Origin of the sequence: Flavobacterium sp. YJ01 (assembly GCF_029320955.1) — a bacterium.
GTDB lineage: Bacteria > Bacteroidota > Bacteroidia > Flavobacteriales > Flavobacteriaceae > Flavobacterium.
Genome location: NZ_CP119757.1, coordinates 187712 through 203726, shown reverse-complemented (window position 1 = coordinate 203726; position 16015 = coordinate 187712). Strand labels below are relative to the sequence as shown.

The 16015-nt window shown below is 36.4% G+C and carries 13 protein-coding genes and 1 pseudogene; 9 read left to right on the top strand and 5 right to left on the bottom strand.

Annotation, left to right across the window (positions count from 1 at the left end; genetic code table 11):
- Positions 1–142 precede the first annotated feature (142 nt).
- The 5 genes and pseudogenes from P0R33_RS00970 to ric all read right to left on the bottom strand — a co-directional run bounded on the left by P0R33_RS00970 (position 143) and on the right by ric (position 5000).
- Positions 143–589, bottom strand: a complete 447-nt coding sequence (locus P0R33_RS00970) for a hypothetical protein (RefSeq protein WP_179006595.1) — start codon at positions 587–589, stop codon at positions 143–145.
- An 11-nt stretch (positions 590–600) separates the two neighbouring features.
- Positions 601–1065, bottom strand: coding sequence for a hemerythrin domain-containing protein (locus P0R33_RS00965; RefSeq protein ID WP_179006597.1), 465 nt, complete (start codon positions 1063–1065; stop codon positions 601–603).
- A gap of 178 nt (positions 1066–1243) precedes the next feature.
- A complete protein-coding gene (locus P0R33_RS00960; RefSeq protein WP_179006599.1) occupies positions 1244–1933 on the bottom strand; it encodes an anaerobic ribonucleoside-triphosphate reductase activating protein in 690 nt (229 codons plus the stop codon).
- A pseudogene (locus P0R33_RS00955) lies at positions 1917–4238 on the bottom strand (ribonucleoside triphosphate reductase). Before P0R33_RS00955 ends, P0R33_RS00960 begins: the two are co-directional and overlap by 17 nt.
- 33 nt (positions 4239–4271) lie before the next feature.
- On the bottom strand, positions 4272–5000 hold the full coding sequence (gene ric, locus P0R33_RS00950; RefSeq protein WP_179006603.1) for an iron-sulfur cluster repair di-iron protein: 729 nt from the start codon (positions 4998–5000) through the stop codon (positions 4272–4274).
- Between the two features lie 387 nt (positions 5001–5387).
- Here ric and nirK point away from each other — a divergent pair, with 387 nt between their 5' ends.
- The 9 genes from nirK (at position 5388) to P0R33_RS00905 (ending at position 16013) form a co-directional block, all read left to right on the top strand.
- Positions 5388–6872 carry a copper-containing nitrite reductase gene (gene nirK / locus P0R33_RS00945; RefSeq protein ID WP_179006606.1) on the top strand — a complete coding sequence of 495 codons (1485 nt, stop codon included), beginning with the start codon at positions 5388–5390 and terminating at the stop codon, positions 6870–6872.
- 22 nt (positions 6873–6894) lie between these two features.
- Positions 6895–7665 carry a formylglycine-generating enzyme family protein gene (locus tag P0R33_RS00940; protein ID WP_160372958.1) on the top strand — a complete coding sequence of 257 codons (771 nt, stop codon included), beginning with the start codon at positions 6895–6897 and terminating at the stop codon, positions 7663–7665.
- A gap of 24 nt (positions 7666–7689) precedes the next feature.
- On the top strand, positions 7690–8277 hold the full coding sequence (locus P0R33_RS00935; RefSeq protein WP_131423916.1) for an SCO family protein: 588 nt from the start codon (positions 7690–7692) through the stop codon (positions 8275–8277).
- A 23-nt stretch (positions 8278–8300) separates the two neighbouring features.
- A complete protein-coding gene (locus P0R33_RS00930) occupies positions 8301–9578 on the top strand; it encodes an alginate export family protein (protein ID WP_160372956.1) in 1278 nt (425 codons plus the stop codon).
- Positions 9579–9820: 242 nt separating this feature from the next.
- On the top strand, positions 9821–11302 hold the full coding sequence (locus tag P0R33_RS00925; protein ID WP_110306883.1) for an MFS transporter: 1482 nt from the start codon (positions 9821–9823) through the stop codon (positions 11300–11302).
- A gap of 259 nt (positions 11303–11561) precedes the next feature.
- The gene (locus P0R33_RS00920) at positions 11562–12611 is read left to right on the top strand and encodes an MFS transporter (RefSeq protein WP_276173700.1); all 1050 of its coding nucleotides are present in this window, start codon (positions 11562–11564) and stop codon (positions 12609–12611) included.
- 74 nt (positions 12612–12685) lie between these two features.
- Positions 12686–14902: a molybdopterin oxidoreductase family protein gene (locus tag P0R33_RS00915; protein ID WP_160372954.1), complete on the top strand. Its 2217-nt coding sequence runs from the start codon at positions 12686–12688 to the stop codon at positions 14900–14902.
- Between the two features lie 17 nt (positions 14903–14919).
- Positions 14920–15489 (top strand): 4Fe-4S dicluster domain-containing protein, encoded by a 570-nt coding sequence (locus P0R33_RS00910; protein WP_056205550.1) that lies wholly within the window; start codon positions 14920–14922, stop codon positions 15487–15489.
- A 5-nt stretch (positions 15490–15494) separates the two neighbouring features.
- Positions 15495–16013: a Rieske (2Fe-2S) protein gene (locus tag P0R33_RS00905; RefSeq protein ID WP_160372953.1), complete on the top strand. Its 519-nt coding sequence runs from the start codon at positions 15495–15497 to the stop codon at positions 16011–16013.
- Positions 16014–16015: the final 2 nt, after the last annotated feature.

The following is a 16015-nucleotide window of genomic DNA, read 5'->3' as shown; positions in this document are numbered from 1 at the left end:
TGATCGGTGAAACATACATCCATCGAAGCAACAGTCCCATCAATGAAGCGATGAAAAAATTAGAAAAAGTACAGAGTAACCAACTCTTCTTCATGATTTTATAAAGGATTTAATTCTTGATGCTTAAAAGTGTGTTCATACTTTAAATGAAAAAAAGCTTATATTGCTCTAAATGAGCCAGGATCTCTTTTTTAATTTCAGCTTTATTGGAATCCTCAAGATTATCGATTTTTAATTTTAACGGAATCAAATAGTTGTGTAACTGATTGTGGGCTTCACCTTTCATTGTACATTTTTTAAAAATCATGGCAAACTCAGATTTCAGTTTCTCTTTCAAAATCAATGCGCTTTCTTCTTCGCCTGATTCCAGAATTATTTTTTGTAAAGTAGTAATCCCTTCAGTAGTTTCTGGGTTGGCTTCCCATAATTGTCCTTTGTTCAGGCTCACTTCCGCGGCTGTTTCGGTATTTTTTTCCGAAACTGAATTTATTTCATTTGCTTCTTTAGATGTTTGATCTTCTTTGTTTTTTTGGCATGATCCGATAAATACAATGGCCAATAAAAATAATATTAGTTTTATTTTTTTCATTTTGTTAAATTTTAGCTCCAAAAATCAGCATCTTCATTTTCTATAAAAGCTTCCTTTGAATGTATTTCTTCTATTTTTTTTAATTGTTCCTCTGTGGCTGCTTTTTGAATTTCAGCAAATAAAACACGCTCTTCAAAGCGGATATGAGAGTCTAACTCTTTTTCGATTCTTTTTAAATTTATTTCCAGATCCGAAGTACTTTCGAATAATTCGTTTAACGTTCTGTGTTCTTTCAAAGCCTGCTCAATGAGCGCGTTATCTGCTTCTAAGATCGTGAAAACGTATTTTTCCTCCAGCTCAAAATGCGTCTTTAAATAAATTTCATAAAACCAATCGACGTATTTTTTGATGCGCTGCAGGTCAATATTTTTCGCCATTCCAGTTTTAATTTTCCAGCAAAGCAGCAGACCATGATGGTGGTCGTGGCTTAAAGGTCTTAATTCCGGAGCTCTTTTGATGGGAGTAGTTGATTTCATTTGATTAAAATTGATTGATTGATTAAAAAAACATTTAAAAATATTCGATTAAGTAACCAACATAGTATAATGTCGTGTTTTTAAATTAAACGAAAATACACAACAGGTTGATTTAAAAAGTGTTATTTGTAATATTACTTCTTTTGACTTTACGACTTTTAAACTTTCGACTTACTTACTATCCTCTAAAATGAATTTTAATTTTCTCTGTACCAATATTTTGGTTTTCCAATTCTTTAAAAGAATGCCCCAGTTTTTCTATTGTTGAGGATCCATTAATAAAATGCTGAATGTAATAATTTCCTGAATATCCCAAATTTTCCAGAAAAAACACCATTTCCTGAATATCTCTTTTGTTTAATAAATCAGAGTGCACTGTTGTACGAACTTCAAAAGGTACTGTATGATGAAGCAATAAAAGTAATGATTTTGCAAAGGGAATGAAAAGTTTTGATTGGGTTATCTTTGCAAATTTCGCAGGCATTGCTTTAAAATCAAGTGCTACATAATTAATGAGTTCTTTTTGAATCAGTTCTTCCAATATGTCCGGTTGTGAGCCATTGGTGTCAATTTTGATCAAAAAACCCATTTTTTTGACTTCTTTAATAAACGAAACAGCCTTTTTATGTAACAGACATTCGCCTCCGCTAAAAACTACGGCGTCCAATAGATTAACCCTGCTTTTGAGGAATTGAAGTGCTTTATCAAAAGTAATACGTCCTTTTCCGTATACAATTTCTGGATTATAGCAATACAAACACCGCATATTACAGCCTGCAAACCAAAAAATGCAAGCTGATTGGTGCGGATAATCTAATAAAGTAAACGGTGTAATACTGTAAATAGGGGCACTAACATTTTGCTTCATTGAAATGGGTTCGCTGTTTGTGTTCACCTTTTTTTCCGATATTAAAACTTTCTACGGGTCTGTGGTAGCCCATTACTCTTGTGTACACCAGGCATTTGGTGCGAACTTCTTGATTTTGTTCTAAAATCGCGTTGGTTGTTAGTTTCATATTTGCTGTTTTTTTAGTTATGAATTGTGTAAAATTTGCGGTGTGGTTTTTTCAAATCTCTATAAGCTTTGTTTTTTCTTCAATGATAATTTCATCGCATTTTGGGCAATATTCATGCTCTCCGTTTAGATAGCCATGAACAGGGCAAACACTAAATACAGGTGTTACTGTGATGTAAGGCAATTTAAAATTAGTAATCACTTTTTTTACAAAATTTTTGCAAGCTTCAGGTGAGCTTATTCTTTCGCTCATATACAAATGCAAGACGGTTCCTCCTGTGTATTTGCATTGCAATTGGTCCTGAAGCATCAAAGCTTCAAATGGATCCTGGGTAAAATCGACAGGGATTTGGGAACTATTTGTGTAGTAAATATTTTTTTCTGCTCCCGCCTGAATAATATCATCAAAACGTTTTTTATCCTCTTTGGCAAATCGGTATGTGGTTCCTTCTGCCGGAGTGGCTTCTAAATTATAAAGATTTCCAGTTTCTTCCTGATATTGCTTCATTCTGTCCCGGATGTGTTCCAGAATTTCAGAAGCGAGTTCAATACCAGTTTCAGATGTTATGTCGTCTTCATTATGGGTAAAATTCTGAATCATTTCGTTCATTCCGTTTACACCAATAGTTGAAAAGTGATTTCTGAAATGTTGTAAATACCGTTTGGTGTAGGGATACAATCCACGATCGTACATTCCCTGAATAAAAGTTCTTTTTTTCTCTAAAGTTGATTTGGAAATCAATAAAAGCTTGTCCAATTGTTGAAATAAAGCTGCTTTGTTTCCTTTGAATAAATAACCTAAGCGAGCCATATTAATAGTTACCACGCCAATACTTCCTGTCATTTCAGCGCTTCCAAAAAGTCCGTTTCCACGTTTTAATAGTTCTCGCAAATCGAGTTGTAAACGGCAGCACATACTGCGAACGGCATTGGGCTTGTAGGCATTTTCATTTTCTATTTGATTGCCATTTTCGTCCAAAACATATTGGCTTCCAATGAAATTTTGAAAATAAGAAGAACCAATTTTCGCTGTGTTTTCAAAAAGCAGGTTTGTGTTCTCTCCATCCCATTCAAATTCCTCGGTAATATTAACCGTTGGAATAGGGAAGGTAAAGGGCTGCCCATTGGCATCACCTTCTGTCATTACGGTATAATACGCTTTATTGATTAGATTCATTTCTTTTTGAAAATGCTCGTATCGTAAATTAGTAACTTCAGAAACTCCTCTGCTTTTAGCCCTTGTCAATAGGTCTGTACTATTGTTCTTTTCAAAAATATGACAATCATTTTTAGTCGGAATTTGTGCTTTTAAATCCTCAGGAACAACCCAGTCTAAAGTGATATTGGTAAACGGAGATTGTCCCCAGCGTGCGGGAACATTCAGGTTGTATACAAAACTTCGTACCGCTTTTAAAACGTCATCATAAAGGAGATCGTCTTTGAATACATAAGGAGCCAAATAGGTGTCAAAAGAACTAAAGGCTTGTGCACCCGCCCATTCGCTTTGCAAAATACCCAGAAAATTGGCCATTTGTCCCAAAGCTTCCCTAAAATGAGAAGGTGGTTTGCTTTCCACCCGGCCTCTTACTCCATTGAAACCTTCATTGAGCAACACACGTAAACTCCAACCCGCACAATAGCCCGTTAGGCAATCCAAATCGTGAATGTGAATATCACCATTGCGGTGTGCATAGCCTTCTTCTTTAGAGTACACTTTATCCAGCCAATAATTAGCGATAACTTTTCCTGCTACGTTGCTAACCAATCCTGCGTTCGAATAAGAGGTGTTTGCGTTGGCGTTGATTCGCCAATCTGTTTGTTGAATGTATTCTTCAATCGTTTGGGTGCTGTCAACATACGTTGTATCATCATTCAATCCTTCAAGATGTTCACGTTGCAGCTTTCTGGTGTGTCTGTATAGCATAAAGGAGCGCATGGCATCAAAATGTTTTTTTTCGAATAATTTTTTTTCGATTACATCCTGAATTTCTTCAACGAACCATACTTCTTTGTTTTCGAGTTGTATAGCCACACTTTCAAAAACACTTTCGTCAACAACTATAGAGACGCTCTGAAAAGTTTTTTCAATTGCATCTTTGATCTTATAGCTTTCGAATGGCTGATAATTTCCACTTCTTTTGATGACATAATTTTCCATAGTTGTTGGTTCTTAGTGATTGAAAGGTACTTATTATTGAGCTGTAAAGTCTTTTTCAAGTTTGGCAGCTTTTGGAAATAAAATATTATTCTCCAAATGAATGTGTTTATGCAAATCCTGCTCAAATTCTTCTAGCATTGCAAACGTAACTTTATACGTATTACAGCCATCGGCTGGCGGCGTATAATTGTTACTTAGTTCTGCTATTTTTCTAAAACGGACACCTTCGGCATCGTGCTCGTGCATCATCATAGCAATTGGATTTTGAATGGTTTCAAAATGAGGCAGCTCAATTAATTCATCAGATAAGGTAGCATGAACCAATTTTTTTATAAATGGGAACAAAATCAGCTCTTCTTTTTTCATATGTTGTGCTAATTCTCCTGCACAGCCTTTAAAAAGCTCATTTATTAATAATAGTTCAGGATGTTTTGCACCATGCACTCTGCTGAGCTTATCTAAAAACTGCAGTAGTACTGGTGTTTTTTCTGATACATATCTGTGATGCGTTTTTTCAATATAATCAGCCAATAAATCAATCGGCCAGGCATTGTAATCAATTCCTGAATCGCTTTTTGATGATAGAACTGTTTCAATTTCCTGCAATAAAATATCTGCAGTCACTGCTTTTTTCTGGCAGGCTTCTTCAATGCTTCTGTTTCCGTTACAGCAAAAATCTATTCCGTATTTTGAGAATAAGGCTGCTGTTCTAAAATCTTTTGCCACGTATTCTCCGATTGTAATTTGTTCTAAAGTTTCCATAATTTTTATTTAAATTAAAATTTGTAATGATTAAACGATGATGATTTTAATAAAAGAGTATTTTGTCTTTTAATTAAACACACTTCATCATTTTTTTGTTATCCAATTCTCTTATTATTATTATTTAGTGTATTATTTGATATTGTAAAATTCGTATAATTATAAAATGCAGTATATGATTTAAATCATAAGACTGCATTTTTTAATTTTTTTTTTAAAAGTATTTTAATCGCTTTTGTTTTTTAAGGACAAGTATCCAGTTTTAAATTCACCTTCTTTTGAAGATTTATGAAAGAAAGCAGTGAATATGACAAATATCATAATAAAGGATGTTTTTATCTTTTATTTTTACATCATAAATTTAAACAATTTCAAAACCAAGATAATATGGAAACCAAAGCTAAATTAAACACACAAATAAGGGAGTTTTTTATAATCTTAGTTGTTTTAATCGGACTTTTTTCTTGCAAAAGAGGAAGCGACGAAGCAAAAAACTATGAAAATATTGAGGTCAAAGGGCAGCAAACAGCCGAACTCACGGCACCTCCGTTTGTTCCGAAAGCAGTAGGAGACCGCGAAGCTACAAAATTGGTGGTCAACATGGAAATCAAAGAAATTGAAGGAGAAATGGTAGATGGGGTAAAATATATCTATTGGACTTTTGGCGGCTCTGTTCCCGGAAGTTTTATCAGAACAAGAGTGGGTGATGAAGTAGAATTTCACCTAAAAAACCATCCGGATAACAAAATGCCTCATAATATTGATTTACATGCTGTTACCGGACCCGGCGGAGGAGCTACTTCATCGTTGGTTGCGCCAGGTCACGAAAAAGTGTTTAGTTTCAAAACCTTAAATCCCGGTTTATACGTGTATCATTGTGCTACAGCACCAGTTGGAATGCATATTGCTAACGGAATGTATGGGTTGATTTTGGTTGAACCAGAAGGAGGCTTGCCACCAGTAGATAAAGAATATTACATCATGCAAGGTGATTTTTACACCAAGGGCAGTTATGGGGAACAAGGTTCTCAACCTTTTGATATGGATAAAGCCATTAAGGAACAAGCTGATTATGTGGTCTTCAATGGGAAAGTTGGAGCTCTCGCCGGAGATAAGTCTTTAACGGCCAAAGTTGGTGAAACTGTCCGTATTTATATGGGAAATGGAGGTCCTAATTTGGTCTCATCTTTCCATGTTATTGGAGAAATTTTCGACAAAGTGCATATTGAAGGAGGGGATATGATCAACGAAAACGTACAAACTACCTTAATACCTGCAGGTGGTTCGGCCATTGTGGAGTTTAAAGTAGATGTTCCGGGAACTTTTATACTGGTAGACCACTCGATTTTTAGGGCCTTTAATAAAGGAGCACTTGGAATGCTGAAAGTTGAAGGCGAGGAAAATAAAAAATTGTATTCTGGAACCATACAAGATGGAATTTATTTACCAGAAGGTGGGACAATTCAAGGTATGCCAAAAGGCAAAGCAGTTCCTAAAACTACTGTTGCAAAAACTGTTCCTGAACAAATTAAAGCCGGTAAAGATTTATTTGACCGTACCTGTTATGCCTGTCACCAATCTGAAGGACAAGGTATTCCGAATGCTTTTCCTCCATTGGCAAAATCAGATTACCTGAATGCGAATCCAGATAGAGCTATTGGCGCGGTATTGCACGGATTAAGTGGAGAGATCACCGTTAATGGCAAGAAATTCAATAACGTGATGACCAGTCAGAACCTAACTGACGAGCAAGCTGCTGATGTTCTGACATACATATACAACAGTTGGGGCAATAATAAAACAGTAATAACTCCGGCAAAAGTAAAAGCTGTTAGAGCCAAACCTGCTCCAAAAGTAGCCCAGGAACATTAGAATAAATCAAAAAAAGTAACAGATGGCAGTATTTAAAACAATATCAATCCTATTTATATTCTGTGTAAGTTCTCTTTTTGCTCAACAAGAAAAAATGGCATCCATAAAGGGCGGTAGTTTTGTGCCCCTTTATGGTGCTACTTCTGAAAAACCGGTCAACATACCTTCTTTTACTATTGATGTGTATCCAGTTACCAATATACAATTTCTTGCTTTTATCAAAAAATACCCAGAGTATAGTCGTTCTAAAATCAAAGGTATTTTTGCAGATAAAAGTTATCTGGCACAATGGACAAGTGATTTCGATTATGGTTTAAAGAATTTAAACAATGCCCCGGTTACCAATGTTTCCTGGTTTGCTGCCAAAAAATATTGCGAATGTCAAGGCAAAAGACTGCCAACAATGGACGAATGGGAATATGTAGCCATGGCCGATGAAAAACGTATTGATGCACGTTCTAAAAAAGAATTCAATAAATACATTTTGTCGTGGTATGAGAAGCCAAAAACCTATTTAAACCCTGTAGGTCAAACCTTCAGGAATTACTGGGGCGTTTATGACATGCACGGTTTGGTGTGGGAATGGACAGGCGATTTCAATAGTATCTTTCTTTCTGGCGAGTCCAGAAAAGATAAAGCTACAGATAAAAATCTTTTTTGCGGCAGCGGATCCGTAAATGCCACCGATTTAATGGATTATGCGGCTTTTATGCGCTATGCTTTCAGAAGCAGCCTGAAAGCAAATTATACCACCAAAAACTTAGGTTTTCGCTGTGCCAAAGATTTAAAATAGGTTCTAAACTATTTATATAAAAAAATGAAAAAACTGTTCCTGGGATTAACATTAGTCCTTTTAGTTTTACAGGGATGTAATACTAATAAAAAATCCGAAGATAAACCGATTTCAGATTTATCCATATACAATCTGCCTTCAAAATGGACCAATCAAAATGGGCAAAATCTTGAAATGAAGGATTTAAAAGGCAAAGTGCTCGTTATGGTAATGATTTATACTTCCTGCAAGGCAGCTTGTCCCAGAATAGTGGCCGATATGCGAAATATAGAATCTCGTTTGTCTGAGAACATCAAACCCGATGTAAAGTTCCTATTGGTAAGCATAGATCCGGAAGTTGATACTCCGGCACGATTAAAAGAATTTGCTATTGCTAATAAAATGGATGGGGAACAATGGGAATTTTTGAGATCCACAGAAGAAAATACCCGAGAGTTTGCAGCGGTTTTGGCAGTCAACTACAAGAAAATTGCTCCTTTAGATTTTTCGCATTCTAACATAATAAGTGTTTTTAATGCCGAAGGGGAATTAACATTTCAGCAAGAAGGTTTGGGTGTAAATTCTGAAGCAACGATTAAAAAAATTACTGAAGAAGCTGAAAAGATAGAGTAAACTTCTTTCTTAAAACTTACAAAATGAAAATCTTGAAAATTATTGTTATAACACTTTTACCAGTGTTCAGCTGTATTGCTTTTGCTCAGGAACTGGATGCAAATTTACAGATCAGACCTCGTTATGAGTTTAGAAATGGTTATAAAGCCCCAATTCCTTATGGAGAAACGGCAGCTCAATTTGTTTCATCCAGAACTCGTTTGAATCTGAACTTCAGGCAAGATCAATTTATTACCAGACTTACTATGCAAAATGTTCGTGTTTGGGGAGATGTGCCCACAAATACCAAATCAGATGTAAACGGGATTCAGTTATATGAAGCCTGGGTGCAATATAACTTTAGTGAAAAATGGAGTGCGCGTTTAGGCCGTCAGGTGATTTCGTATGACAATCAACGCATTTTTGGTGAAGTCGATTGGGCACAACAAGCGCAAAGTCACGATGCTGCGATAGCAACTTTTAAAAGTAACAAAAATCATCTGGATGTAGCGATTGCATATAATGCAAATGCTGAAACCGAACTTACAACACCTTATACCGTGCTAAATTACAAATCGATGCAATATGCTTGGTACCATACTGAGTTATTGAAAATAAATATGAGTTTCTTGTTTTTAAATACAGGTTATGAAAATAAATTAACAGATCCAGTTCCAACACCAACACCCGAATTGAAAGTAGATTACATGCAGACTTTTGGAACGTATTGGAAAACCAAAGGGAAATCCTGGGATGTAGACTTATGGTTTTATGGGCAAACAGGAAAAAATGCAACTAATACAGTAAATGCTTTTGACGTAGCTCTTAATTTTAATTATGACCTGACCGATAAGTTTAAAGCTGGTTTTGGATACGAATATCTTTCCGGAAAGAGCCAGGAAAATACTAGTTCAGCAATAAAATCCTTTCATCCTGTTTTTGGAACCAATCATGCCTTTAATGGATATATGGATTATTTCTATGTGGGAAATCATAAAAATTCGGTTGGTTTAAAGGATGCTTTTTTGAAATTTGCATACAATGTCAACAAATGGCAATTTGCGTTATTTCCCCATGCTTTTAATACTGCGAATACCGTTTTGGATGCTAATGGAAATGAAATGAAGAACTATCTTGGTACGGAAATCGATTTTACATTTGGCTATTCAGCGCATAAATTTGTGAATGTAACGGGAGGTTATTCCCAAATGTTTGCTACCGATACCATGCAAAGATTGAAAGATGGCCACGTTGATCACGTTAACAATTGGGCGTGGGTAATGATTAATGTAAATCCTCAGATTTTTTCGCATAAAAAATAATTTTTAATTCACTTGAAAGCTGTCTAAAATGCTATATTCTAGAAAGTTTTGCATAACCCCAATGGGCTGATTGGATTAGTATTTGTTTTTTTCATTTTGTGAAATACTGGGTTTTATAGCTTATTTTTATTAATTTCATCTTTATTTTCTGGTTATTTTGACTTGAAAACAATAAATGATTTATATCATGTTTTAGGATTACGGACTATTTTATCTTTGTTTAAGAATTAATTAAAGTAAGTATGAGCAATTTATCACAATCACACAGAATATTATTTTTAAACACACTTGCTTTTGCAGTCTGTTTTGCTTGTTGGACTTTAAATGGTGTTTTAGTCACTTTTTTAGTTGACCAGGAAATATTTGATTGGAATGTAGTTCAAATCGGATGGTTATTGGGAATTCCAATACTTACAGGCTCGCTCATGCGGTTACCAATGGGTATTTTAACAGATAAATATGGAGGTCGAGTGGTGTATTCTGCTTTGCTGATTTTGGCATCTATTCCATTGTTTTTGCTTCCTTTTGCTGCCAATTTTTGGATGTTCGCACTATTGAGTTTTATGTTCGGAATGGTAGGAACAAGTTTTGCTGTTGGTGTGGCCTATACTTCACTATGGTATCCTAAAGAATGGCAAGGACGTGCCTTAGGAATTTTCGGAATGGGTACTGCAGGAGCTTCTATTACTCCCTTTATAGCACCCAGTATGCTAAAATACTTTTCAGAGTCAGATCCAGTAAATGGGTGGAAATATTTGCCTGTTATTTACGGTGTAGTATTGTTGACGATGGGTATTGTTTTTATTCTTTTTTCGAAAACTAAAAAAATAGAAGCAAAAGCAAAAACAGTTAAAGAACTTTTACAACCGCTTAAAGAGGTGCGTGTTTGGCGCTTTGGAACCTATTACTTTTTGCTGTTTGGTTCGTTTGTGTCATTTTCCCAATGGTTGTTGCCTAATTTTATGAATGTTTATCATACAACTTTAATTTTAGGAGGGCTGTTTACTACTTGTTTTAGTTTACCAGCTGGTATTATTCGTGCTTTTGGAGGATTTTTATCCGATAAATTTGGAGCAAGAAAAGTGATGTATTGGGTATTGAGTACTTCGGTAGTGTTGAGTTTTTTACTTTTGTTTCCAAAAATGAATATTACTACTTCCGGTAGCGGCTTGATGGCAGCAAAAGCAGGAACGGTTACACAAGTTTCACCATCTAAAATAGTTATTGGAGAAAAAGAATATTTAGTTACTTCAAAAGATGTTAATGCAGAGCACAATCCGTTTTTTCCATCTAAAAAAACATGGCAGGAAGTTGTTGTAGCAGAAAATCAAAAAGTTCAGAAAAAAGAATTAATTGCAGACGGAATCACGCAAATTCATTTTGAAGCGAATATGTGGGTTTATCTTGTCTTGGTTATTTTAATTGGGACTTGTTGGGGAATTGGTTCGGCAGCAGTTTACAAACACATTCCTGAATATTTTCCAAATCAGGTAGGGGTTATAGGAGGAATGGTTGGAATGATTGGTGGTTTGGGAGGATTTATTGGTCCGATAGTTTTTGGATACCTGCTTGCTTTTACTGGTTTTTGGACCAGTTCATGGCTCTTTATCTTTGTCTTATCCATTATTTGTTTGATTTGGATGCACCGTGTAATTGTAAAAGTGACTAAAGAAAAACTACCTGAATTTGCTCAGGATATGGATAGAAAAGATGTTTCAGAATAGCCAATGAATATAAAATATTATTAATTTTTATTATAAATTAGAACGAAATTAATCAATTGATCTTGCAATCGATTAGCCTCTTGCTTTTTTTTTGTAAATTAACCTTCTTTAGTAGTACAACATTTTTAAAAGCTGTTTTTATAAATAGTCAGAAAATGAAAGCTATTTCATGTATTTGGTTCGGATTGTAATTTGTAAATTAACAGTTATTCTTTAATAATTAGGGTTTAAAAGTGACTTGAAGTAATGATAATTTAAAATGAAAAATAGAAACTACAATATAAAGGCTTTACTAATTGCCGCTTCCATGTCCGTGCTAATGATCATATTAGTATTTTATGGATCCAGAAAACTGCAAAATTTTGATGCGGCATTAATTACGTATTTATTTGGGACAGTATTTGCTTTTTTTGGTATTGTATACCGTTATTCTGTTTGGCTGCAAAGGCCGCCAACGTGGATTTATTTCAAAAGAGGAGTTAGTTACTTATTTACGGGAAAAGTGTTTTCACGCTTTTGGTTTGCTTCAAAAGAAACCATCGAAAATATTGCATTTCAAAAATTTATTTATCCCAGGGGAAAATACCGATGGATGGCGCATTTTTTAATAGCTATTGGCTGTACATCCGCTTTTTTAATTACGATTCCACTGACTTTTGGATGGATTCATTTTACTATGGCCCCCGATTCAATATCGGTCTATGAAGCGCACTTTTTCGGTTTCAAGGTCATGGAATTTAAATTGGGTTCCATTATGGCCTTCCTGACTTTTCATGCCCTGAACTGGTCTTCTTACTTGGTTATTTTCGGTTCGTTATACTACTTAAGAAGACGTTTGACCAATCCTGGTTTAATTGCTACTCAAACTTTTGAAGGCGATTTATTACCCCTAATTTTATTAATTGCTATTTCCGCTACAGGATTGGGGCTAACCTATTCCTATCAGTTTATGAAAGGTTTTGCATTTGATTTCCTAGCTGTTCTGCATGCAGTAACGGTAATTATGTTTTTAATCTGGATTCCGTTTGGAAAGTTTTTTCATATCATTCAGCGTCCGGCACAAATTGGGGCACATATATATAAAAAGCAGGGGATGAAAATGGGAATGGCAGTTTGTGAGCACACCGGAGAGGAATTCGCTACCAATTTGCATATAAAAGATCTTAAAACAGTAACTAAGGAATTAGGTTTCAATTTTGACAGACCGGATGGAACATCGCATTTAGATTTAAGCCCTGAAGGTAAAAGATCCCGTTTGGCACAAGCCCACTTAAAAGCACGACTGGAAGGCGGAAATTTATTTGGCTAATTTTTTTTAGTTGAATTGAAAATTAAAAACAACACTGGTGATTTTTTTATCGCATCGGTTAAAAAATATAAAACATGGCAAAATTACCTGTTTCGGAACAAAACATTATCACGCAATTTGGACCTCATAAAAACTACACACCGAAAGATGGTTATGAGGGCAGGGATGAGCCAGATGAATTGGTAAAAACACATTGTTGTTTTTGTGGAATGCAGTGTGGTATTCAATTGTCGGTTAAAGACAACAAAGTAGTAGGTTTTGAACCCTGGATGGAATTTCCGTTCAACGAAGGGCGATTGTGCCCTAAAGGGGTCCAGCGCTATTTACAGAACAATCATCCGGACCGTCTCTTGTCCCCGCTAAAAAGAGTAGAAGGGCAAGGATTTGTACCAACGTCCTGGGATGATGCGATGGGTAAAACAGTTTCTGAAATTAAAAGGATTCAGGCGCAATATGGAAACGATGCCTTCTCAGTCCTTTCGGGTGTTTCGCTAACCAATGAAAAAAGTTATTTGATGGGTAAGTTCGCCCGTGTCGCTCTAAAAACAAAAAATTTAGATTATAATGGACGCTTGTGTATGGTAAGTGCAGGAGCAGGAAATAAAAAAGCATTTGGTCTGGACCGGGGCTCTAATAACTATTCGGATCTGGAATATGCGGAAGTAATTATTGTGGCTGGTGCTAATGTTAGTGAAACTTTCCCAACATTAACCCACTGGATTTGGAAAGCCAGAGACCGTGGTGCAAAATTGATAGTTATTGACCCAAGAATGATTCCATTAGCCAGAACAGCCGATCTTCATTTGGATGTCCGCCCGGGAACAGATTCGGCTTTGTATGGTGCAATGCTGAAATATTTGGTGGATCATGACATGCTGGATCACGATTTTATTGCCAACCATACCTCAGGTTTTCAGCAGACTATAGATTCCGTAAAAGATTATACCCTGGAATGGGCAGAGCAAGTTACAGGGATTAAAAAAGAAAAAATTCAACAGGCAGCCGAATTATGGGGCAGAGCCAAAACAAGCTTTTTACTTCATGCCCGTGGTATTGAGCATCATTCTAAAGGCGTAGATAATGTGTTGGGATGCATTAATTTGGTACTCGCAACAGGAAGAATTGGTAAGCCATATTGCGGTTATGCCACTATTACCGGACAGGGAAATGGGCAAGGCGGTAGAGAGCACGGTCATAAATGCGATCAGCTGCCAGGAAATAGGGATATTGAAAATCCGGAACATCGTAAATATATTTCAGAAGTTTGGGGTATTAATGAGAAAGATATGCCCGGAAAAGGGTTGTCGGCTTATGAAATAATCGAAGCCATTCATCGTGGGGAGATTAAAGGGCTATTATCGATTTGTTTTAATCCGCTAGTTTCCCTGCCTAACAGCAATTATGTTCGGGAGGCTTTAGAAAAGTTAGAATTTTATGTTTGTATTGACTTTTTCTTAAACGAAACGGCCCGTCATGCCGATATTGTTTTGGCAGGATCATTACAGGAGGAAGAAGAAGGTACAACCACTTCAGCCGAAGGGCGTGTTATCCGAATCCGTCAGGCAGTTACTCCTCCGGGAGATGCCAGAACCGATACTTCGATTATTTTGGAATTAGCCAAACGCTTAGGGGTGGAGGATAAATTTACGTATGATAGCAGCGAAGCCGTTTTTAACGAATTGCGGGTAGCCTCAAAAGGAGGAACTGCTGATTATTATGGAATTACCTACCAAAGAATTGAAGACGAAATGGGTGTTTTTTGGCCTTGTCCTGAAATAGGACATCCGGGAACACCGCGTTTATGGGAAGATAAAAAATTTAAAACCTCAGATGAAAGGGCTCATTTTAATCCGGCACCGTACAAAGTTCCAGGTGAGGTGCCAGATGCCGATTATCCAATAATTTTGACGACAGGACGTGTGGTTTCTCAATATTTGAGTGGTACACAAACACGAAGAATTGGAAAATTGGTTGATCAGTATCCGGAGCCTTTATTGGAAATTCATCCAAATTTAGCCCAACAATACGGCATCAAACAAAGGGAATTAATAAAAGTTACTACCCGGCGTGGTGAAGGCATTTTTCCTGCAAACATTGTAGAAACGATTCGCGAAGACACGGTTTTTATACCGTACCACTGGTCTGGAAAAAAATCAGCAAACCAATTAACTCCCGGAACATTAGATCCTATTTCTAAAATTCCGGAATTCAAAGTTTGTGCCTGTCATCTGGAACCTTTGCGTGAAATAGCACCACCTTCGAGCGAATCTATGGCTTACGCTAGTGTTTAACAACTAAAAAACAAAAAATGAATTATACCAATTTTAATAAAAATGAAGAGTTTTTTGTAGATATGCAACGTTGCATTGGCTGTAAAGCCTGCGAAATGGCTTGTGCTGAATGCGAAACCAATGGTCAGGAATCTTTAATTCACGTAAATTATGTCGATAGGGCATCAACTGTGCAAACTACTGTACAGGTGTGTATGCATTGTGACGATCCTGTTTGTGCAAATGTATGTCCTGCTGATGCTATTTCAAAAGACGAATTCGGAATTGTTCATACTGCCAATACGGAAAGATGTATTGGTTGTTCGAATTGTGTGATGGCCTGTCCATTTGGCGTGCCTAAAAAAGAAGAGTCCTACGATTTGATGATGAAATGTACGATGTGCTACGACAGAACAAGCGTGGGCAAAAAACCTATGTGTGCTACGGTTTGTCCAAGTGGGGCTTTGTTTTACGGCACCAGAGAGGAAATACAGGAAATGCGTCCAAATAGTTCGCCAGTAAATACTTTCCTTTTTGGAGAAGAGGTAGTGAATACAAAAGTTAATATTATGATGCCAAAAGGCAGTAATCAATTAATAATTTATTAGAATTCATGTCTAAAGAAGATAATTTAAATAAAAACTGGAAAAAAGATTTTCCAATCGAAAAACAACAGGCAACCAATGTGAGCCGTCGCGATTTTGCTAAATTCCTTACACTAGTATCAGGCGGGTTAATGGTTGGGAGTGGTCTGGTGGCAGCCAAAGCGCACCTATTTCCAAAAGATGAGCTGGATGGAGAGCACTTTGTATGTAAAAAAGAAGAGGTGCCTGTAGGGGGTACACGTGCTTTTGTTATCGAAGGAAGTACAATCCCTTATATATTGATTCATCTGGAGACGGGAGAATTCAAAGCGTATGAACAAAAATGCACCCATCTTTCCTGCTCTGTTTTTTATAAGCCTGGCACGGGAGTTATTCATTGTCCTTGTCACGAAGGTTCTTTTGACGCTCAAACCGGAGATGTTATCGCTGGCCCCCCGCCCAGAGCTTTGCCTAAATTGGAAGTGCTTTTTAAAGAGAATGCCATTTATGTAAGAGCATCAGAGAATCTGGAAGAGAAACCAGGATAAAT

Coding starts and splice junctions, on each gene's coding strand:
- P0R33_RS00910 (WP_056205550.1), top strand. CDS start 14,920: ATGAATTATACCAATTTTAATAAAAATGAAGAGTTTTTTGTAGATATG.
- ric (WP_179006603.1), bottom strand. CDS start 5,000: ATGGAAACTTTAGAACAAATTACAATCGGAGAATACGTGGCAAAAGAT.
- P0R33_RS00940 (WP_160372958.1), top strand. CDS start 6,895: ATGGCAGTATTTAAAACAATATCAATCCTATTTATATTCTGTGTAAGT.
- P0R33_RS00935 (WP_131423916.1), top strand. CDS start 7,690: ATGAAAAAACTGTTCCTGGGATTAACATTAGTCCTTTTAGTTTTACAG.
- P0R33_RS00925 (WP_110306883.1), top strand. CDS start 9,821: ATGAGCAATTTATCACAATCACACAGAATATTATTTTTAAACACACTT.
- P0R33_RS00920 (WP_276173700.1), top strand. CDS start 11,562: ATGAAAAATAGAAACTACAATATAAAGGCTTTACTAATTGCCGCTTCC.
- P0R33_RS00960 (WP_179006599.1), bottom strand. CDS start 1,933: ATGAAGCAAAATGTTAGTGCCCCTATTTACAGTATTACACCGTTTACT.
- nirK (WP_179006606.1), top strand. CDS start 5,388: ATGGAAACCAAAGCTAAATTAAACACACAAATAAGGGAGTTTTTTATA.
- P0R33_RS00915 (WP_160372954.1), top strand. CDS start 12,686: ATGGCAAAATTACCTGTTTCGGAACAAAACATTATCACGCAATTTGGA.
- P0R33_RS00930 (WP_160372956.1), top strand. CDS start 8,301: ATGAAAATCTTGAAAATTATTGTTATAACACTTTTACCAGTGTTCAGC.
- P0R33_RS00905 (WP_160372953.1), top strand. CDS start 15,495: ATGTCTAAAGAAGATAATTTAAATAAAAACTGGAAAAAAGATTTTCCA.
- P0R33_RS00965 (WP_179006597.1), bottom strand. CDS start 1,065: ATGAAATCAACTACTCCCATCAAAAGAGCTCCGGAATTAAGACCTTTA.
- P0R33_RS00970 (WP_179006595.1), bottom strand. CDS start 589: ATGAAAAAAATAAAACTAATATTATTTTTATTGGCCATTGTATTTATC.